This window comes from Rhodococcus sp. DMF-1, assembly GCF_021441945.1.
GTDB classification, from domain to species: Bacteria; Actinomycetota; Actinomycetes; order Mycobacteriales; family Mycobacteriaceae; genus Rhodococcus; species Rhodococcus ruber.
Genome location: NZ_CP090442.1, coordinates 3,202,081 through 3,221,881, shown reverse-complemented (window position 1 = coordinate 3,221,881; position 19,801 = coordinate 3,202,081). Strand labels below are relative to the sequence as shown.

Here is a 19,801-nt window from a genome sequence, read left to right as displayed (position 1 = left end):
ACGGACCCCGATGCCGGCCCCGCGTGCACCACGCGGGGCCGGCGTTCTTCGCAGAGGACATAATCTCGGTGCAGCCCGCACTCCGACAGAAGGCGAGTCGAAGCGATCACCATGCACACGTCCTCCGCAGATGCCGCCGCTCGCCGCGCGGCCCTCGTCGAACTGATCGACGCGGCCGCCGAACACATCCGCGCCGCCGAGCGCGGAGACCTCGCCACCAGGCTCGAGGCGGCGCGCACCCGCGTCGTCGACCCGCGCCTGCGGGTCGTCGTCGTCGGCCAGCTCAAACAGGGCAAGAGCCAGTTCGTGAACTCGCTCCTCAACCTCGAGGTGTGCTCGGTCGGCGACGACGAGACCACCGCCGTCCCCACCGTCGTGCAGAACGCGGACCGCACCTTCGCCGAACTCGTGCTCGCCGAGCCCGGCCGCGATCCCGTCCGGGTGGACCTGCCCGTCGACGAGCTGCAGCGCGTCACGCCCGCCACGCCGCGCGCGGGCGGGCGCGAGGTGCTCCGCCTCGAGGTGAACGTGCCGAGCCCACTGCTGGCCGACGGCCTCGTCCTCGTCGACACACCCGGCGTCGGCGGGCACGGAAACCCGCACGCCGCAGCAACATTGGGCCTGCTTCCGGCCGCAGACGCCGTGTTCGTCGTCTCCGACGCCAGCCAGGAGTTCACCGAGCCGGAACTGAGCTTCCTGCGGCAGGTGCTGCAGCTGTGCCCCGCCGCGGCGGTGCTGATCACCAAGACGGACCTGTACCCGCACTGGCGCGAGATCGTCGCCGCGGACCGTGGGCACCTGCAGCGCGCGGGCCTCGACGTGCCCCTGCTGCCCGTCTCGTCGCTGCTGCGCAGTCACGCCCTGCGCCTCGACGACGCGTCGCTGCACGAGGAGTCGGGCTTCGAATCGGTCTACGGGTTCCTCCGCGAGCGGGTCGTCGCGCGCGGCGCCGACGTCGCCAGGCGTTCCGTCGCGCTGGATGTGAAGTCGGTCGTCGAGCACGTCGCCCTGAGCCTGGGCAGCGAGCTGGCGGCGCTGCGCGATCCCGAGACCGGTGCGGCGGCCGTCGCGGAGCTGCAGCGGGCCAAGGCCGCCGCGGAGGCGCTGCGCACGCGGGCCGCCCAGTGGCAGCAGACCCTGGCCGACGGGATCGCGGACCTCGCCGCCGACATCGACCACGACCTGCGGGACCGGCTGCGCCGCGTCACCCGCGAGGCCGAAGCCACCGTCGACGAATGCGACCCGGGCGAGGAATGGCCGCGGATCGGGGAATGGCTCGGTGAGCAGGTCGCCGAATCCGTCGGCGACAACTTCGTGTGGGCCCACGAGCGTTCGGTGTGGCTCGCCGAGGTCGTCGCCGGGCACTTCGCCGACAGCGGTGCCGTGGACCTGCCGGACCTGCACCTCGGCGACCTGGAGGGGCTGCTCGAGCCCGTCTCCCGGCTCTCGGACCTCGAATCGGGCCGCATCGGTGTCGGCCAGAAGATGCTCGTGGGAATGAAGGGCTCCTACGGCGGCGTGCTCATGTTCGGGCTGATCACCACGCTCATGGGTATGGCCCTGGTCAACCCGATCTCCGTCGGCGCGGGAGTTGTGCTCGGCACCAAGGCCTATCGCGACGACAAGCAGGCACGCATCGTCAAACGCCGGGCCGACGCGAAGGTCGCCATCCGCAAGTTCACCGACGACGTCGGCTTCCAGGTGGGCAAGGAGTCGAAGGACCGGCTCCGGCTGATTCAGCGCCAGCTGCGCGACCACTTCACCGAGCTGGCCGAGCAGACGTTGCGGTCGCTGTCCGAGTCGCTGCGCGCCGCGCAGGAGGCCGCGACGGTCGAGGAAGCGCAGCGGCAGCGCCGCGTCGCCGAACTCGAGACGCACGTGCGTGCGCTGACCGCGCTGCGCGAACGGGCCGCACAGCTGGCCGGGGCCGACGCGTGAGTGTCGAGCAGGCCCGCGAGCTCGTCGCGGCCGCGCGTGCCCGGTACGGAAGCGACCCGCGCGCTGCCGAGCAGCTCGCGCTGTGCGCGGCGCGGCTCGAACAGCCGCTGCGCGTCGCGCTCGCCGGGTCCCTCAAGGCCGGCAAGTCGACGCTGCTCAACGCCCTCGTCGGGCAGGACATCGCCCCCACCGATGCCACCGAGTGCACGCGCGTCGTCACGTGGTACCGCAGCGGCTCGACCCCCTCGGTCACCGCCCACTACGACGGCGACCGGATCCTGCCGGTGCCGGTGCAGCGCCGCGACGGCCGGCTCACCTTCGATCTCGGAGAGCTGACCGCGGACCGGGTGGACCGGATCGACGTCGAATGGCCGGCCAGTGCGCTGTCCCAGACCACGATCATCGACACGCCGGGCACGTCGTCGCTGTCACAGGACGTCTCGGCCCGGACGTTCGAACTGCTGACCCCCGACGACGACGCCTCCGGCGCCGACGCCGTCGTCTACCTGATGCGCACCCTCGGGGCCGCCGACGTGCAGTTCCTCGGCCGGATCGGCCAGCACGTGGGCGGCGAATCCGGGCCGCTCGGCGTGATCGGTGTGGTCTCCCGCGCCGACGAGGTCGGCGCGGGCCGCATGGACGCGATGATGTCGGCCAAGGAGGTTGCGGCCCGGTTCGCGGGTGAGCTCGAGCGCACCGGACTGTGCCAGGCCGTCGTGCCGGTCGCGGGGCTGCTCGCGCTGGGCGCGCGGACGTTGCGGCAGAGCGAGTTCGCCGCGTTCGAGGCGCTCGCGCAGGTGCCGTCGCAGGACCTTCAGGTGGCGATGCTGTCGGCGGATCGGTTCGCCCGCCCCGACATCACGCTGCCCGTCGATCCGGGCACCCGGGCGCACCTCGTCGACCGGTTCGGCCTGTTCGGGATCCGCATGGCCGTCACGCTGATCGGTCTCGGGGTGCGGGACTCGCCGACGCTGGCCGCGGAGCTGGTGGCGCGCAGCGGGCTCGACGAGCTGCGCCAGGTGATCGACGTGCAGTTCGGGCAGCGCGCCGATCAGCTCAAGGCCCATTCGGCGCTGATGTCGCTCGAACGGGTCCTGCGCGCCCACCACGACGGCCCCCTGCTCGCCTCCGTGCAGCGGCTGCTCGCCGACGTCCACGGTTTCACCGAGCTGCGCCTGCTCGGCCGCCTGCGCTCGACCCGGGTCACCCTGAGCGAGGACGACGTGCTCGAACTGCAGCGCCTGATCGGCGGTTTCGGTATCGGCCCGGCCCAGCGCCTGGGTCTCGCGCCGGATGCGACCGTCGCCGAGATCCACGCCGCGGGCGTCGCCGCCGTCCGCACCTGGCGCGCCCGGGCCGAGCACCCCCTGCTCGACCGGTTCACCGCGAACGCGTGCAGCGTGGCGGCCCGCAGCGGCGAGGGCATCCTCGCCGACGTCGCAGGCTGATGCGCGCGTCGGTGCCTCTTGCGCGCGTAAGAACAAGCGCAAGAGGCACTTTCGCGCGCAAGGCTTGGGGGCTTCAGCGTCGCGCCCGCTGTGCCGCCTGTTCGAACCGCGCCTGCACGACATGGAAACGGAACAGATCCGGCCACGTCCATCGGATCATTTCGAAACCGAGCTGCCGGATGGCATCCTCCCTCAGCTTCTCCCGGCGGACGATCTCGGCGGTCGCACCGGGCTCGTCGGCACCGTACTTCCCCATGCCGTCGAACTCGCCGGCGATTCCCTCCCAGTAGAAGTCGGTGCGCGCGACGAACCGGCCGTCGCCGGTCCGCAGCTCGTGCTGCAACTGCGGCCGGGGCATTCCGGCGTCGCGCACCCGCAGCCTGCTCAGCGATTCACCGGGACTTTCGCTGCGTCCGTCCAGGAAGGGCACCACCCGCCGTGCGGAGGCGATTCCGGCCTTCGTCCCCGCAGCTGCCAGGGCGACGGACAGCGCGCCGGGGTCGACGCGACGCAACCGCAGTGCCGAATCGCCGATCACCGTGGCGTGGTCCGAGGGCAGGGTGCGAGCCAGATCGACGACGGTGCGGGCGGCGGAGGTGACCGGTAGTCCGTCGCACGTGGCGATCTCGTCGGCCCCGTACCCGCCGACGTGGACGTGCAGGTGGGGGGTCCGGCGACCGCCCGACGTGCGCCCGCGGGTGACGTGCACGCGGGAGAGGTCCACGTTCCACAGGTCGAAGCCGTGGAGGACGGCGGCCGAGACGTGGCTGAAGACCGCGTCGGCGTCCAGCGCGGGGGCCAGGGCCTGCACGCGCAGCCGGTGCCGGTCGACGTCGTCGAGGCCGTCGGTCTCGTGCCGCCGAAGATAGACGCCGGGAGCGATCCTGCGCAGGCGTCCCGTGCGCAGCGCGTTGCGTAGTTCGGTGGGTGTGTGTCCGGACGCGAGCAGGTCCGCACGTCGTAGTGGTGTCGGGTCGTTCATGCCGACCAGAGTGGGGTGGACATCCGTCGGTCGCGCGCGCTCGGCGGCGTGCGGGCCGGATCTGTGGATGAAGCCGCCGGTTGTGGACAACTCCTTGCGCGCGTCGCTGCCTCATGCGCGGGTGAGAACGCGCGCATGAGGAACTTTCGCGCGCGACGAGCAGTGGGGTCAGCGACGCCAGGTCGCGACCGCGCCGACGACGGTGAGCCCGGCCCACAGCAGGGGAGCCCACAGCAGGACGCCGGCGGTGGCGTCGCCGGCGTCGGCGAGGACGCTGCGGGCGGCGACGGCCGTGACGACGGTGGCGACGGAGACGACGGCGAGTGCGGGGCGGGCCCAGGGTCGGCCGCGGCGCAGGAGCTCGAGGAAGACGGCGGCGACCGCGACGAGGAGCAGGCCGGCGGCGGCGAAGCCGGCGAGGGTGAGGGCGACGGTGTCGGCGATGCTCGCGGCGGTGGTGCCGGGGTTGGCGCTCCGCAGCGACTGCTCGAGGGCGTCCCGGACGGATTCACGGTCGAGGTAGACGGCGCCGAGGAGTCCGGCGAAGACGACGAACGACAGGCCCCAGGCCGAGACTGTGGCGCCGACGCGGGGGCCGGGGGTGTCGGCGGTGCGGAGCGGGGTGACCGAGAACTCGGGGCGAGGCGGCTGCGGGCGTGTGCTCACTCCGGGATCGTAGCCTTCGGCATTTTGTGTGATCCGAGTCACGAAGGGAACAACCCGCGGTGGTGTGCCGTTGGAGAAAGCAGACAACTTGAGTGACAGCGACTCAACTTTGACTTGACTGGGGCTTCCGGACGGGTGCAAGCTTGAGTCGACTGCGCTCAGCTGAGTCGGATCGGCTCAGGTTGTGCATGAACACCCATGTGGCACGGATGTGTCGCAGCGAAGAATGGAGAAGCACTATGGCTCGTGCGGTCGGTATCGACCTCGGAACCACCAACTCCGTCGTTTCCGTGCTGGAGGGCGGCGAGCCCGTAGTGGTCGCCAACTCCGAGGGATCGCGCACCACCCCATCGGTCGTCGCGTTCGCCAAGAACGGCGAGGTGCTGGTCGGCCAGCCCGCCAAGAACCAGGCGGTCACGAACGTCGATCGCACCATCCGCTCGGTCAAGCGCCACATCGGCACCGACTGGACCGTGGAGATCGACGGCAAGAAGTACACCTCCCAGGAGATCAGCGCGCGCACGCTCATGAAGCTCAAGCGCGACGCCGAGGCCTACCTCGGTGAGGAGATCACCGACGCCGTCATCACCGTCCCCGCCTACTTCGAGGACGCACAGCGGCAGGCCACCAAGGAAGCCGGGCAGATCGCCGGCCTGAACGTCCTGCGCATCGTCAACGAGCCCACGGCCGCTGCCCTCGCCTACGGCCTGGACAAGGGTGAGAAGGAACAGACCATCCTGGTCTTCGACCTCGGCGGCGGCACCTTCGACGTGTCCCTGCTCGAGATCGGCGACGGCGTCGTCGAGGTCCGCGCGACCTCCGGCGACAACCACCTCGGCGGTGACGACTGGGATCAGCGCGTCGTCGACTGGCTGGTCGAGAAGTTCAAGGCGCAGCACGGCGTCGACCTGACCAAGGACAAGATGGCCCTGCAGCGTCTGCGTGAGGCCGCGGAGAAGGCGAAGATCGAGCTGTCGAGCTCGCAGTCGACGTCCATCAACCTCCCGTACATCACGGTCGACGCGGACAAGAACCCGCTGTTCCTCGACGAGCAGCTCTCGCGCAGCGAGTTCCAGAAGATCACCTCCGATCTCCTCGACCGCACCCGCGCGCCGTTCCAGCAGGTCATCAAGGACGCCGGCATCTCCGTCAAGGACATCGACCACGTCGTCCTGGTCGGCGGCTCGACCCGTATGCCTGCCGTCACCGACCTGGTGCGTGAGCTGACCGGTGGCCGTGAGCCCAACAAGGGCGTGAACCCGGACGAGGTCGTCGCCGTCGGCGCCGCCCTGCAGGCCGGCGTCCTCAAGGGCGAGGTCAAGGACGTGCTGCTGCTCGACGTCACCCCGCTGTCCCTCGGCATCGAGACCAAGGGCGGCGTGATGACCAAGCTCATCGAGCGCAACACCACCATCCCGACCAAGCGGTCGGAGACCTTCACCACGGCCGACGACAACCAGCCGTCGGTGCAGATCCAGGTCTTCCAGGGTGAGCGCGAGATCGCGGCGCACAACAAGCTGCTCGGCTCGTTCGAACTCGGTGGCATCGCCCCGGCTCCGCGCGGCGTCCCGCAGATCGAGGTGACCTTCGACATCGACGCCAACGGCATCGTGCACGTCACCGCGAAGGACAAGGGCACCGGCAAGGAGAACACGATCAAGATCCAGGAGGGCTCCGGCCTCTCCAAGGAGGAGATCGACCGGATGATCAAGGACGCCGAGGCGCACGCCGAGGAGGACCGCAAGCGTCGCGAGGAGGCCGAGGTCCGCAACCAGGCCGAGTCGCTCGTGCACCAGACCGAGAAGTTCCTGCAGGAGAACGAGGACAAGGTCGCTGCCGACGCCAAGGGCAAGGTCGAGTCCGCGATCAAGGAGACCAAGGACGCGCTCGCCGGCACGGACATCGCCGCGGTGAAGACCGCCGTCGAGAAGCTCGCGACGGAGTCGCAGGCCCTCGGTCAGTCCCTGTACGAGTCGCAGGCCGCCGACGCGGGTGCTGCCGCCGGTGACGGCGCGGCTGCGGGCTCGGACGACGTCGTCGACGCCGAGGTCGTCGACGAGCCGACCGACTCGGAGAAGAAGTGACGGCGGGGCAGCCCGAGCAGGAGCCGGTGACCGTCACCGACAAGCGTCGGATCGACCCCGACACCTTCGAGGTTCGCGACCCGGACGCCGGGTCGCAGCCTGTGGAGGAGACGGACACCGAAGCTTCGGCTGCGGGAGAACACGAGGAGGCCGCGCTCGCGGCCGAGCCGTCGCCCGAATCGGCTCAGCTGGCCGAGCGCACCGCGGATCTGCAGCGCCTCACCGCCGAGTACGCCAACTACCGGCGTCGGGTGGAGCGCGAGCGGGTGGTCACGACCGAGGCGGCCAAGGCCTCGGTGGTCACCCAGCTGCTCGACGTCGTGGACGACCTCGACCGGGCCCGCGCGCACGGCGACCTCGAGCAGGGGCCGCTGAAGTCGGTGGCGGACAAGCTGACCGGCGTCCTGTCGGGCCTGGGGCTCCAGCCCTTCGGTGACCCGGGCGACGCCTTCGACCCGGAGATCCACGAGGCCGTGCACATGGAGGGCGACGGCGCCAACCCGGTGCTCGACACGGTGCTGCGCAAGGGATACCGGCTCGGTGAGCGGATCCTGCGGCACGCGATGGTGACCGTGACGGACACGGTCCTGTCGGGCGACGCACCGGCCGAAAAGCCGGATTCCGGTGCGGACGACGAGTAAGTACAGAGAAGCAGCGAGAGGAGGAGACACCCGGTGAGCCAGAGGGAGTGGATCGAGAAGGACTTCTACAAGGAGCTGGGTGTCTCCTCCGACGCGTCGGCCGACGACATCAAGAAGGCCTACCGCAAGCTGGCACGGGACCTGCATCCCGACGCCAACCCCGGGGACACCAAGACGGAGGAGCGCTTCAAGGCGGTCAGCGAGGCGTACGCCGTGCTGTCCGATCCGGCCCGGCGCAAGGAGTACGACGAGACCCGGCAGATGTTCGCCTCCGGCGGCTTCGGCGGCGGATTCCGTCCCGGTGCCGGTAGCGGCGGGTTCTCCGGCGGAACCACCACCTTCGATCTCGGCGACCTGTTCGGTGGCGGGGGCGGCGGCGCCGGCGACGCCGGTCTCGGCGATCTGTTCGGCGGTCTGTTCAACCGCTCCGGTGGCGGGGGCGCGCGTACCACGTCGCGGCCCCGGCGCGGATCGGACGTGGACGCCGAGACGACGCTGGACTTCCGCGACGCAGCGCTCGGGGTGACCGTCCCGCTGCGGCTGACCAACCCGGCGCCGTGCACCACCTGCCACGGCAGCGGTGCCCGTCCCGGCACGAGCCCGCGGGTGTGCCCGCGCTGCAACGGAAGTGGCATCGTCTCGCGCAACCAGGGCGCGTTCGGATTCTCCGAACCGTGTGACGACTGTCGCGGCACCGGTTCGATCATCGACGAGCCCTGCACCGACTGCCGCGGGTCCGGTATCCAGAACCGCACCCGCACCATCACGGTCCGGATCCCACCCGGGGTCCGCGACGGCCAGCGCATCCGGCTGCCCGGTCAGGGCGAGGCCGGCCTGCGCGGCGCCCCGTCCGGCGACCTGTTCGTCACCGTGCACGTCCGTGCCGACAAGGTGTTCGGCCGCGACGGCGACGACCTGACGCTGGTCCTGCCGGTCAGCTACGGCGAACTGGTGCTCGGCACCACCGTCTCGGTTCCCACCCTGGAGGGACGGGTCGGCCTGAAGATCCCGGCCGGCACCGCCGACGGGCGGGTGCTGCGGGTGCGCGGGCGCGGCGTCCCCAAGCGCGGGGGCGGCGCCGGTGATCTGCTGGTGACGGTCAAGGTGGCCGTGCCCCAGAATCTGGACGATCAGGCGATCGAAGCGCTGCGGGCGTACATGCACGCGGAGCAGGCGAACGGCTTCGATCCACGGGCGGGCTGGGCAGGTGCATGATGAGCGAGAACCGCAACCGGAACGATTCCCCGATGGACCCCGACGCCCGGGTCTACGTGATCTCGGTGGCGGCGGAACTTGCCGGCATGCACGCGCAGACACTGCGCAACTACGACCGGCTCGGCCTGGTCACCCCGCACCGCACCCGCGGTGGTGGACGCCGCTACTCGCCCCGCGACGTGGCGCTGCTGCGTGAGGTGCAGCGCCTGTCGCAGGACGAGGGCGTGAACCTCGCGGGCATCAAGCGGATCATCGAGCTGACCAACCAGGTCGAGGCCCTGCAGCAACGGGTGTCCGAGATGGCAACCGAGATCGCGCAGCTGCACGCGTCGCGCCGGGCGCTGGTGCCGATACCACGCAGCAACGCGCTGGTGGTCTGGAAGCCGAAGCACCAGCGCGACAGGTAGCCCTGGTCAGCCCCTGCATTCACCCGATACCGTTGTGGCCGAATGTCACATCGCGCGTGGCCGAATGTCACATCGCGTCGATTCGATCGACGCGATGTGACATTCGGCCATTCGGCCTTCAGGCCGGGACGAGCCCGCTGACCTGCGCCAGCAGTTCGAGCGAGCGCAGCCACGCCTTGCGGCCCGGCGCCGACGACACGACGATCAGTTCGTCGGCTTGTGCGCGCTCGGTGAAGCGGTCGAGATAGTCGCGCACCTCGCCCGGGGTACCGACGGCGGTGTAGCGCAGCATCTGCAGCACCTGCTGCCCGGCGGGGGCGTCGAGCAGCATCTCGACCTCCTCGTCGGTGAACGTGCGGCCCCGGCCGAGCATCTGCCGGATGCGCTGCCGCTTGGTGGCCTCGAACAGGGCGTCCGCCTCGTCCGTGGTGTCCGCGGCGATCACGCCGACGCCCGCGACGACGTACGGCTCGGACAGTTGTTCGGACGGCTGGAACTCGCGCCGGTACAGCGCGACGGCGTCCTCGAGCGCCTGCGGCGCGAAGTGCGACGCGAACGCGTACGGAAGACCGAGCAGCGCGGCGAGTTTCGCCCCGAACAGCGACGAGCCGAGGATGTACAGCGGCACGTTCGTGCCCTTGCCGGGGACGGCGTCGACGCCCGGGATGCGGGACTGCCCGCGCAGGTAGGCCTGCAGCTCGAGCACGTCCTGCGGGAAGCTGTCGGCCGACGACGGGTCGCGGCGCAGTGCCCGCAGCGTGTTCTGGTCGCTGCCGGGGGCGCGGCCGAGGCCGAGGTCGATGCGGCCCGGGTGCAGCGTCTCGAGGGTGCCGAACTGCTCGGCGATGGTCAGCGGCGAATGGTTGGGCAGCATGATGCCCCCGGCGCCGAGCCGGATCGTGGAGGTGTGCGCGGCGACGTGCGCGATCAGCACGCTGGTGGCCGACGACGCGATGGTCGGCATGTTGTGGTGTTCGGCGTACCAGATGCGGCGGTAGCCCCACTGCTCGGCGCGCTGAGCCATGTCCACGCTCGCGGCGAAGCTGTCGCGCGCGGTTTCGTCACGGCCGATGTGAGCCAGGTCGAGAATCGATAGTGGTGTGGTCACCGGGATCCTTCGCGTGTCCGGGGCCCGGTGTCGGGATCCGGGCACACGATCGGTCCAACCATCCCGGACGGTCCGCTATTCCGTGACGTGCGCCTCGTCGCCGTTCACCGCAGCGGGTTCACGTCGGTGGCGGTCTCCTCGTCGAGGATCGTCTCGGTCGTGTACCGCCCGAAGCCGCCGCGGTAGAACAGCAGCGGGCCGTCGTCGTGCAGCGCGGTGAGCCCGGTGACGCGGGCGACGACGATGGTGTGGTCCCCGGCGTCGTGCTCGGCCTCGACCACCGCTTCGATGCGGGCCAGGGCGCCGGTGAGCGCGGGTGCGCCGTTGTCCCCGCGCGTCCAGTCCACGCCGGTGAACTTGTCGCCGCCGCTGACGGCGAACGCCATGCACGTATCGCGCTGGTCGTGGGCCAGGACGTTGATCGCGAGGGTGCCGATCTCCCGGATCCTCGGCCAGGTCTGCGACGTGCGGGCGGGGCAGAACGACACGAGCGGTGGATCCAGCGACACCGACGCGAACGACTGGCACGCGAATCCCAGCGGTTCACGGCCGTCGTGGCCGGTCACGACGGTGACGCCGGTGCAGAAGTTGCCCAGCACGTCGCGCATGGTCCGGGGATCGAGCACCGTGTGTTCCGCGGCCATCGAGGCTCCTCTCGGGTAGGTCTGTGTCCAGTGTCCGTCATGCCGGTGCGTGCGATGCAAATCGCTCCCGGTCGGCGGGAGCGCGACGGCGGTGACCGGTCGGGTTCGGACGACGCGGTCAGTCGAGCCGGCCGGGCGTGGGGCAGCTGCGAGCGGTGATCGGCAGTTCACCGCGGTCGGCGAGCTCGTCGACGGTCTCGCGCAGATCGGCGCAGCTGTGGAGGGCGGGACGACCGTGCTCGGCGTCGGCGCGGAAGCGCGCGCACGACCGGGCGGCGTCGGTGAGCCACTGGATGCTCGTGTGGACGGGACTGTACTTCTCGGCGAGCACGCGGTTACCGCAGGTGCGGCAGGTGACGGGGTGCACGACGGACCTCCTCAGTTCTGTCGCATGTCGGCCGGCGCCCAGAAGGCCCGCATGCTCGTGATGAGGCCGTTCTCGTCGAACGTCATGACATCGATGGGTTCGATCTCGTAGCGCTGCCCGTCGGTTTCCGTGACCACCCGGAAGTGGAAGGCGGCGCCGGCGTCGGTGATGCGGAGCGTCAGCAGCTCCGTTTCGTTCCGCGTGTTCTCCACCGCGCGGTAGAACGCCCGGATGGCCTCGTGGCCCGCTTTCGGTTTGCTGCCGGCGGGATCCTCGACGGTGGCGTCGGGCGCGTAGAGGGCGGTGATCTCGTCGGCGGTGCCGTTCGCGACGGCGGAGAGGTAGGCCGTGACGGTGGCGCGGATGCGGTCCGTTCGGGTGGCGAGGTCGGTCATCGTGGACGCTCCTGTCGGTTCTCGCGGCTGCTCTTCCGGACGCTATCGGCGCGGCCGCCGCAGTGGGGGCTCGTCTCCCGCGGAGCGGGACATCGGCGCAGCCCGCGGAGCGGGACATCGGCGCAGCCCGCGGAGCGGGAGATCGGCGCAGGTGGTCGCGGGTCGTGGGGTTGTTAGGCTCGCGGGGTGTCCGATTCCGCTCCTGCCGCGTATCCCGGTCTACCCGCGACGAGTTGGGCGGTGCTGGGGGTTCTGGCGCTGGGGGAGGAGATGACGGGCAACGACGTGAAGAAGTGGGCGGATTGGAGCCTGAGCTTCTTCTACTGGAGTCCGTCGGTCAGCCAGGTGTACGGGGAGCTGAAGAAGCTCGAGAAGCTGGGCTTCGTGCGGTCGCGATCGATCTCCGAGCCGGGGGCCCGCAGCCGGCGCGTCTACTCGATCACGCCGACCGGGGTGGGGGCGGTCCGGGCATGGTCGCGGGAGGCCCCGGTCGAGGCCCCGGTGCTCAAGCACGGGGTGATGTTGCGCATGTACCTGGGTCACCTCAACGAACCCGAGAAGTTGAAGTCGATCGTGCGGGATCACATCGCCAACCTCGAGGAGAACCTCGGGCGCGTCCGGGACTACGCGGACCATTCGGACGTGGAACCGAGCTGGGCGTTCCCGTTGCTGAGCCTGCGCTGGTCCGAGCGGTACTTTCGTGCGGAGATCGGTCTGTTCGAGGAGCTGCTCGACGAGATCGACGAAGCGGCAGCGCGATTCGCGCGCAGCGACATCGACGAGAACGGTGTTCCCCATCCGCGGCGGCGGGGTGGCTGGCGCACAGTGGAACAGATGCTGAGCGCCCACGACGAGGACGACGACGGATCGGGACCCGCCGGGTAGGGGTCGGGCGCCGATAGGGATCAGGCGCCGATGGTGGTCACGCAGAGCGCAGCCGGGGGCTTCGGGACGTGGCGGGGAAGCGCTGCCGGTCGTATCCGCGCCAGGTCGCGGTCGCTGCCAAGCGGACGCGCCCACTGAGCCGGTGATCGAACGGCATGTGCTGCAACGGCCCGCACACGGAGACCGCTGCGGGAGCCGCGCCGACCGGACCGACGGGCACGGCGATGCACCCCAGCCCCGGCACGGCCTGTCCGCGTTCGTAGGCCACCCCTGTCTCCCGGATGCGTTCGAACTCGGTGCCCTGGGCCCCGGCGTAGGCGAGCAGCGCCTTGCCCAGGGCGGCATGCGGTGCCGGCCGGCGCCCACCGATGCGGGTCGGGACGGCGCTGTCCAGACGTCCCCCGAGCTTGTCGAGGTAGACGACGTCGGTGCCGTCGAGGACTGCGAGGTGGACGACGAGTCCGGTGGCTCGGTGCAGCTCGTGCAGGTGGGGACGCGCGGCGGCGCACAGGCCGTCCTGGTGCACGGCGAGGGAACCGAGTTCCATCAGCCGCAGCCCGAGTGCGTACTCGCGGCCGTCGCGTCGCAACCATCGCAGGTCGACCAGGCGCTCGAGGATGCGGTGCGCCGACGAGCGGGGGAGGCCGGTGCGACGGACGATCTGGGCGAGCGTCAGCCGCCCGGTCTCGTCGAAGGCGTCGAGGACGAGGCCCACACGGTCGATGACAGCACTGGGGGTGGCGGGGGCGGCGGGAGTCGGCACGGGTGCTCCTCACTCATTTGCGGCTGATGAGCTGGCTATTTCGATTCGAAATAGTGTCACATCGCGGCCTCGTTGTGAAGTGCGTCACCAATCCGGGCGTGGCGGGGCCCCGCACGGTCACCGTGCGGGGCCCCGCGGTCGACGTCCCGGGGGTGACGGATCACCCGGCCGTCGCGGCGATCAGGACATCACCCCGAGCGGTTCGCTTCCGGACCAGTCGTGACCCCAGTAGCTGTCGGCGGTGATCTCCTCCGCGGTGTAGTACCGCTCGTCGACCGCCGTCCCGTCGGTGCCGTACTCGATGTCCCAGCCGCCGGGGGCACGGACGTAGAAGGACACCATCTTGTCGTTGGTGTGCCGTCCCAGCGTCGACGAGACGGAATACCCCTCCCGCGTCACCCGGTCGAGAGCCCGGCCGACGGCGTCGAGGGTGTCGACCTCCACCATGATGTGGATCAGGCCGGGGTCCTTGCCTGCGGGGACGGGCATGAGTGCAAGGCTGTGGTGCCGCTGGTTCACCCCGAGGAACCGGATGCGCATCGGACCGGCCTCGGGAGGAGCCGGCAGGCGGAAGGCGCCGCGGGGCAGGAACCCGAGCACCTCGGTGTAGAACCCGAACGTGGCGTCCGGATCGGTGACCGGAAGTACGACGTGCCCGAGACCCTGTGCGCCCGTGACGAACCGGGCACCGTGCGGCGTGACCACCGGACTGTGGTCGAGGGCGGGGCCGTGGAACACCTCGACGGAGGTGCCGGAGGGGTCCTGGAAGGCGATCACCTCCTCGACGCGCCGGGCGTCCGCCTCGTCGACCGAGAGGGCTTTCACGGCGACGCCGGCGGCCTCCACGACGCGCCGCACCCGCGTCAGGGCCGCGTGGTCGCGCACCTCCCATGCCACGTCGACCACCCGGTCGCTGTCTCCCGGCACGACCACGACACGGCCCGGGCGCTCGTCCATGCGCAGGTACAGGGCGTCGGGTTCCGGTCCCGACCCCTCGGCGAACCCGAGGACGTCGAACGCGAAGGTCCGCCACCGGTCCATGTCGTTCGTCTGAATCCTGATGTAGCCCAAACCCTTGATGTCGGACACTGTGTCTCCCAGTTCGAGTCGAATCGGTCAGATCATCGCCCGCAGGGGGCCCTGCGGTTCGGCGCCGAGGCGGCTGAGGGTCGCGGCGTGCAGCACCGTGCCCGGCTGGTGGATCGCGTGGTGCAGGCCGGCGTGGGCGTCGCGCCAGAACCGCTGCAGGGGCTTGTCCATCCGCAGCGCGTTCCCGCCGCAGCGCGGGTAGATGCGGTCGATCGCATTCACCGCCCGCCACGCCGCCTGGACCTGGGTCTGCCGGCTCGCGGCGCGCTGCTCGAACGTCGGGGTCCGCCCCGAGTCGACGAGATCCCAGATCCGGTCGACGTTCGACAGCAGCGAGTCGCGCGCGGCCCGCAGATCGGCGACCGCCTCACCGAACACGTACATCGTGTAGGGGTCGTCCTTGACGGCGGTGCCCTGCGCGTTGATCCGGTCGGCCTGGTAGACGTCCGCGTGCAGCACCAGTCCCTCGCAGATCCCGATCGTGGCGGCGGTGATGCCCAGCGGGAAGGCTGTCGACCAGGGCAGCTTGTAGAGAGTCTCGGTGCGGCCGTAGCGGGCCACCGCGCTGCCGTCGATCAGGTCGTCGTAGTACATGACGCGGTACTCGGGGACGAACGCGTCCTCGACCACCACGTCCTTCGACCCGGTACCCCGCAGGCCCACCACATCCCACGAGTCCTCGACGATCCGGTAGTCGGTCCGCGGGATGATGACGTGCGCCATCTTCGGGGGCTGGGCCACCGAACCGTCCGGGTTCCCGACGAACGCGCCGAGGAAGGCCCAGTCGCAATGGTCTGTGCCGGAGGAGAACTGCCAGCTACCCGAGAACCGGAAGCCGCCGTCGACGGGGGTGACGATGCCACCCGGCATGTAGGGCGACGCCATCCAGGTGTCCGGATCCTCTCCCCAGATCTCCTGCTGCACGCGAGGATCCGCGTAGGCGAGCTGCCACGGATGCACTCCCACGATGCCGTGCACCCAGCCCGCGGAGGGGTTCAGCGCGGCCGTGCGCATGACGGTCTCCGCGAATTCCCTCGGGTGCGACTCGAAGCCGCCGAACTCCCGGGGCTGGAACATGCGGATCGAGCCGGCCTCCTTCATCTTCTCGGCGGTCTCGTCCGCGAGGCGGCCGAGCCGCTCGGCTTCCACACCTTCGGCGAACAGATCGTCCGCCATCGCGTCGATGTGCTCGAGGACTTCGTAACTCATGGTGTCTCCTCGACTCTGACGGCGGACGCTCAGGCGACCGGCTCGGGGGCGGATTCCGCACGGGCCGCGAGATTCTCGGCGATCTGCTGCTCCCACCGCGCGGCCGGCTTCGTGGTGTCGATCGCGAACTCGTAGCGGTTGGTCATGTCCGGGGTGATGTCGGCGACGTCGACATAGAACTGCTGGTACCAGCGGCGCAGCTGGTAGACCGGGCCGTCCTCGTCGCACAGCAGCGGGTTGTCGATCTTGGCCTTGTTCTTCCAGATCTCGATGTCCTGCTCGAACGTCTTCTCGGTGCCCCCGCCGAAGTGGGCGGCCATCGCATTCGCCTCCTCGGCGGACATGCCCGGCAGGCGCTTGACGATCACGCCGTACTGCAGCACGAACGAGGTGGGCGTGACGGGGTAGTGGCAGTTGACGAGGACCGTCTCGATGGTGGCCTCGCCGGTCTCCGTCCACAGCTTGTCGATCATGTAGGAGGGGCCGTGGTACGACGCCGCGGAGCGCGAGAAGTTGTCCGCACCGAAGTCGATGTCCAACTCGACGTCGGTGCGCTGGTTGAACGACATGATCTGTGTGGCGACGTGACCGTCGAAGATGTTCTCGAACGACCGCGGGACGCTGTAGTGGACGTAGAAGAAGTGCGCCATGTCCACGACGTTGTCGACGATCTCGCGGCAGTGCGAGCCCTCGATGAGCACCGAGTTCCACGTCCAGTCGGACCACTCGTCGGTGCCGGCGCCCTCGATCGCGGGGATGGTGACGTCCGCCGGCGGCGGATTGCCTTCGGGGTCGTGCCAGACGAACAGTTGCTGGTTGCGTTCCAGGGTGGTCCACGACCGCGTCCGCGCGAGCGGGGGGACGCGGCGCGCATACGGAATGCCGGTGCACCTGCCGTTGCCGCCCCAGCGCCAGTCGTGGAACGGGCACGCCACCGAGTCGCCCTTGATCTCGCCCTGCGCGAGATTGCCGCCCATGTGCCGGCAGTAGGCGTCGAGGACCTGCAGTTCGCCTGTGCTGTCGGCGAAGACGACGAGGCTGGTGCCGAACGCGTCGACCTGGTGGGGCTTGCCGTCCCGGTAGGTGCGGGCCAGTCCGAGGCAGTGCCAGCCGCGTGCGAAGCGGGTCGGTGCCGCGTCGGCTTCGATGGTGCGGACTTCATCGTGGGGTGTGGTGGGGGGTGCGCTCTGCGTCATCGTGTCCTCCGAAGCGGGTGAGTGCTGCGCCCGAAACAGGCATCGAGGTCATGCTGGGCGGCGGCGTGAGCGGCACAGAAGGGGTTCTCCCGCTGGGCGGACCGTTCGTCCGGGGGCGTCCCGGTGGGCGGGACACCTCCCGGTGGGCGGTGCCGACGTGACCTAGCCTCGCTCCGAGGTCCGCACCGCCGTCCGGCGTCGACGACCTTTCGTCCCAGCGGCAACGACGTGAAGGAGCAGATCGATGGCGACCAATCCCGTACCGGTGAGCCCCACCCACGACACCACCGTGGACCTGCTCGTGATCGGGTCGGGCACCGGCATGGCCGCCGCGCTCACCGCGCACGAGCTGGGGTTGTCCACCCTGATCGTGGAGAAGACGGAGTACGTCGGCGGCTCCACGGCGCGCTCCGGCGGGGCCTTCTGGGTGCCGGCGAATCCCGTGCTGCGCAAGGCCGGCTCCGGTGACACGCTCGACCGGGCCGGCACCTACATCCGGTCCGTGGTCGGTGAGTCCGCACCGGCGGAGCGGGGTGCGGCCTTCCTCGATCATGGCTCCGCCACCGTCGAGATGCTGCAGCGCACCACCCCCATGCGGTTGTTCTGGGCCAAGGGCTATTCCGACTACCATCCGGAGCTGCCCGGCGGGTCCGCCGTCGGCCGCACGTGCGAGTGCCGGCCCTTCAACGTGTCCGTCCTCGGACTCGAACGCGAGCGGTTGCGGCCGGGACTGATGAAGGCCGGCCTGCCGATGCCGGTGACCGGCGCCGACTACAAGTGGATGAACCTCATGGCGCGGAAGCCGTCGAAGGCGTTCCCGCGCATCTTCCGTCGCCTCGCGCAGGGTGTCGCCGGGCTCGCCCTCAAGCGGGAGTACGTCGCCGGGGGCCAGGCGCTCGCGGCCGGCCTTTTCGCCGGCGTGGTCCGGGCCGGGATCCCGGTGTGGACCGAGACCACGCTCGTGCGGCTGCTCACCGAGGGGGATCGGGTCACCGGTGCCGTCGTCGCGTGCGACGGGCAGGAGGTGACCGTGACCGCGCGGCGCGGTGTCGTCCTCGCGGCGGGCGGCTTCGACCACGACATGGCGCTGCGGCACAAGTACCAGTCCGAGCGGCTCGGCGAGCACGAGAGCCTCGGCGCCGAGGGCAACACGGGCGACGGCATCCGCGCCGCGCTCGACGTGGGTGCCGCGACCGACCTGATGGACCAGGCGTGGTGGTTCCCCGCCGTCGCCGCCATGAAGGGGCGCCCGCCGATGGTGATGCTCGCCGAGCGGGCACTGCCCGGGTCCTTCATCGTCGACCACACCGGCCGCCGGTTCGTCAACGAGGCGACCGACTACATGTCGTTCGGCCAGCTCGTGCTCGACCGGGAACGCGCCGGCGACCCGGTCGAATCGATGTGGATCGTGTTCGATCAGCGCTACCGCAACAGCTACATCTTCGGCGGCGGGCTTTTCCCGCGGCAGCCCGTCCCGGAGGCGTGGATCCGGGCGGGCATCGCGCACCGGGCGGACGATCCGGCGGCGCTGGCCCGCGCGGCCGGCCTGCCGGAGGGGGCGTTCACCGAGACCTTCCGCCGGTTCAACGATGCCGCGGCCGCCGGCACGGACGCCGACTTCCGCCGCGGTGCGAGCGCCTACGACCGGTACTACGGTGACCCCACCGTCGAGCCCAATCCCAACCTGCGCCCGCTGACGGACGGACCCTTCTACGCGGTGAAGATGACGCTGAGCGACCTCGGCACGTGCGGCGGCGTGAAGGCCGACGAGCGGGCACGGGTGCTGCGTGAGGACGGCAGCGTCGTCGACGGCCTGTACGCGATCGGCAACACCGCCGCCAACGCCTTCGGCAACACGTACCCGGGTGCGGGCGCGACGATCGGTCAGGGACTGGTGTACGGCTACATCGCCGCACAGGACGCCGCGAAGTCCCGCTGAGTCAGTACGGGTCGAACCGGATGTTCCCGGCCGGCGTCCCGGTCCCGGTGAGCTCGTGCAGGGTCGCGCGGACCATCGCCGCCGACCCGCACACGAGCACCTGGTGGTCGCCGAACGCCCCGTAGGAGGTGACCACCTCGTCGAGGCTGCCCTCGAGCAGGTCGTCGGGGTGGAACCCGGCGTCGCCGACGTGGGCGACGATGCGTTCGTACCACTCGTCGCCGAACTCCGGGTCCTCGACCGACTCGACGACCGGCACCACCGTCAGCCACGGCAGCGCCTCGGCGAGCAGGATCAGCATGTCGGCGGCGTACAGGTCGCGCGGGGAGCGGCCGCCGACGAACAGGAAGGTCTGCGGCGGGTCCGGCCGGCGCGCGACGTCGAGGATCAGCGCGCGCAGCGGCGCCAGGCCGGTGCCGCCGGCCACCATGATCACGATGCGGCCGGAGTCGTCGACGTGCAGGGTGCCGCCCTGCGGCGCGCCGATCGTCCACACGTCGCCGGGGCGGGTGCCGGCGACGATCGTGCCGCTGACCCAGCCGCCCGGCACGGTGCGGACGTGGAATTCGAGCTTGCCGTCGAGCGACGGCGGCAGCGCGGGGGAGAGGCGGCGCGGCAACCGCGGGTGCTGCGGCACCGTCACGTCGACGTACTGCCCGGGGGCGAACGGCACCATCGTGTCGGCTTCGAGACGCACCACGGCGACGTCGTGGCGCAGGCGGTGGTGTTCGACGACGGTCGCCGTGGTGTCGCGGGCGTGCAGGGACTGTCCGGCCGGCTGCATGGTGTGACTCCCGGGGCTCGAGCGTGAAGGGTGGCCCCACT

At 70.6% G+C, this 19,801-nt stretch carries 19 protein-coding genes; 8 read left to right on the top strand and 11 right to left on the bottom strand.

The features are described from left to right. Positions 1-111 precede the first annotated feature (111 nt). Both LZP97_RS14700 and LZP97_RS14695 read left to right on the top strand, forming a co-directional pair. Positions 112-1,938 (top strand): dynamin family protein, encoded by a 1,827-nt coding sequence (locus LZP97_RS14700; protein ID WP_010593261.1) that lies wholly within the window; start codon positions 112-114, stop codon positions 1,936-1,938. Beyond that, positions 1,935-3,386 (top strand): dynamin family protein, encoded by a 1,452-nt coding sequence (locus tag LZP97_RS14695; protein ID WP_017680759.1) that lies wholly within the window; start codon positions 1,935-1,937, stop codon positions 3,384-3,386. The genes LZP97_RS14700 and LZP97_RS14695 overlap by 4 nt, the downstream gene beginning before the upstream one ends. A gap of 73 nt (positions 3,387-3,459) precedes the next feature. Here the strand turns inward: LZP97_RS14695 and LZP97_RS14690 are convergent, their stop codons facing one another. Continuing rightward, a complete protein-coding gene (locus LZP97_RS14690) occupies positions 3,460-4,368 on the bottom strand; it encodes a type IV toxin-antitoxin system AbiEi family antitoxin domain-containing protein (protein ID WP_048772080.1) in 909 nt (302 codons plus the stop codon). 168 nt (positions 4,369-4,536) lie between these two features. Further along, positions 4,537-5,034, bottom strand: coding sequence for a hypothetical protein (locus tag LZP97_RS14685; RefSeq protein ID WP_048772082.1), 498 nt, complete (start codon positions 5,032-5,034; stop codon positions 4,537-4,539). 239 nt (positions 5,035-5,273) lie between these two features. Between LZP97_RS14685 and dnaK the strand changes: the two genes are divergently transcribed. Genes dnaK through LZP97_RS14665 form a run of 4 tightly spaced genes read left to right on the top strand, consistent with a single transcriptional unit; the run spans position 5,274 to position 9,381 of the window. Beyond that, positions 5,274-7,118 (top strand): molecular chaperone DnaK, encoded by a 1,845-nt coding sequence (gene dnaK / locus LZP97_RS14680; protein ID WP_010593257.1) that lies wholly within the window; start codon positions 5,274-5,276, stop codon positions 7,116-7,118. Next, on the top strand, positions 7,115-7,759 hold the full coding sequence (gene grpE / locus LZP97_RS14675) for a nucleotide exchange factor GrpE (RefSeq protein WP_048772085.1): 645 nt from the start codon (positions 7,115-7,117) through the stop codon (positions 7,757-7,759). The genes dnaK and grpE overlap by 4 nt, the downstream gene beginning before the upstream one ends. Before the next feature lie 33 nt (positions 7,760-7,792). Continuing rightward, positions 7,793-8,974, top strand: a complete 1,182-nt coding sequence (dnaJ, locus tag LZP97_RS14670) for a molecular chaperone DnaJ (protein ID WP_048772088.1) — start codon at positions 7,793-7,795, stop codon at positions 8,972-8,974. Continuing rightward, positions 8,974-9,381: a heat shock protein transcriptional repressor HspR gene (locus LZP97_RS14665; RefSeq protein ID WP_010593254.1), complete on the top strand. Its 408-nt coding sequence runs from the start codon at positions 8,974-8,976 to the stop codon at positions 9,379-9,381. The genes dnaJ and LZP97_RS14665 overlap by 1 nt, the downstream gene beginning before the upstream one ends. 118 nt (positions 9,382-9,499) lie before the next feature. Here LZP97_RS14665 and LZP97_RS14660 read toward each other — a convergent pair whose 3' ends face one another. The 4 genes from LZP97_RS14660 to LZP97_RS14645 form a co-directional block, all read right to left on the bottom strand. Next, positions 9,500-10,489: an LLM class flavin-dependent oxidoreductase gene (locus LZP97_RS14660; protein WP_010593250.1), complete on the bottom strand. Its 990-nt coding sequence runs from the start codon at positions 10,487-10,489 to the stop codon at positions 9,500-9,502. Between the two features lie 104 nt (positions 10,490-10,593). Next, on the bottom strand, positions 10,594-11,133 hold the full coding sequence (locus tag LZP97_RS14655; protein WP_010593249.1) for a flavin reductase family protein: 540 nt from the start codon (positions 11,131-11,133) through the stop codon (positions 10,594-10,596). 118 nt (positions 11,134-11,251) lie between these two features. Then, positions 11,252-11,500: a hypothetical protein gene (locus LZP97_RS14650; RefSeq protein WP_010593248.1), complete on the bottom strand. Its 249-nt coding sequence runs from the start codon at positions 11,498-11,500 to the stop codon at positions 11,252-11,254. A gap of 11 nt (positions 11,501-11,511) precedes the next feature. After that, positions 11,512-11,895, bottom strand: coding sequence for a nuclear transport factor 2 family protein (locus tag LZP97_RS14645; RefSeq protein ID WP_048772092.1), 384 nt, complete (start codon positions 11,893-11,895; stop codon positions 11,512-11,514). Between the two features lie 240 nt (positions 11,896-12,135). Here LZP97_RS14645 and LZP97_RS14640 point away from each other — a divergent pair, with 240 nt between their 5' ends. Continuing rightward, on the top strand, positions 12,136-12,780 hold the full coding sequence (locus LZP97_RS14640; protein ID WP_010593246.1) for a PadR family transcriptional regulator: 645 nt from the start codon (positions 12,136-12,138) through the stop codon (positions 12,778-12,780). A 37-nt stretch (positions 12,781-12,817) separates the two neighbouring features. Here LZP97_RS14640 and LZP97_RS14635 read toward each other — a convergent pair whose 3' ends face one another. From LZP97_RS14635 to LZP97_RS14620, 4 genes are all read right to left on the bottom strand, one after another. Further along, positions 12,818-13,543, bottom strand: coding sequence for an IclR family transcriptional regulator (locus LZP97_RS14635; RefSeq protein WP_010593245.1), 726 nt, complete (start codon positions 13,541-13,543; stop codon positions 12,818-12,820). Between the two features lie 180 nt (positions 13,544-13,723). Continuing rightward, positions 13,724-14,632: a biphenyl-2,3-diol 1,2-dioxygenase gene (gene bphC / locus LZP97_RS14630; RefSeq protein WP_010593244.1), complete on the bottom strand. Its 909-nt coding sequence runs from the start codon at positions 14,630-14,632 to the stop codon at positions 13,724-13,726. Positions 14,633-14,659: 27 nt separating this feature from the next. Next, positions 14,660-15,841, bottom strand: coding sequence for a hydroxylase (locus LZP97_RS14625; protein ID WP_017680753.1), 1,182 nt, complete (start codon positions 15,839-15,841; stop codon positions 14,660-14,662). A gap of 29 nt (positions 15,842-15,870) precedes the next feature. Beyond that, entirely contained in the window at positions 15,871-17,037 is a 1,167-nt protein-coding gene (locus tag LZP97_RS14620; protein ID WP_048772094.1) for a Rieske 2Fe-2S domain-containing protein, read from the bottom strand. A gap of 244 nt (positions 17,038-17,281) precedes the next feature. Between LZP97_RS14620 and LZP97_RS14615 the strand changes: the two genes are divergently transcribed. Continuing rightward, positions 17,282-18,976 (top strand): 3-ketosteroid-delta-1-dehydrogenase, encoded by a 1,695-nt coding sequence (locus LZP97_RS14615; protein WP_017680751.1) that lies wholly within the window; start codon positions 17,282-17,284, stop codon positions 18,974-18,976. 1 nt (position 18,977) lies between these two features. Here the strand turns inward: LZP97_RS14615 and LZP97_RS14610 are convergent, their stop codons facing one another. After that, a complete protein-coding gene (locus tag LZP97_RS14610; protein ID WP_017680750.1) occupies positions 18,978-19,760 on the bottom strand; it encodes an FAD-binding oxidoreductase in 783 nt (260 codons plus the stop codon). Positions 19,761-19,801: the final 41 nt, after the last annotated feature.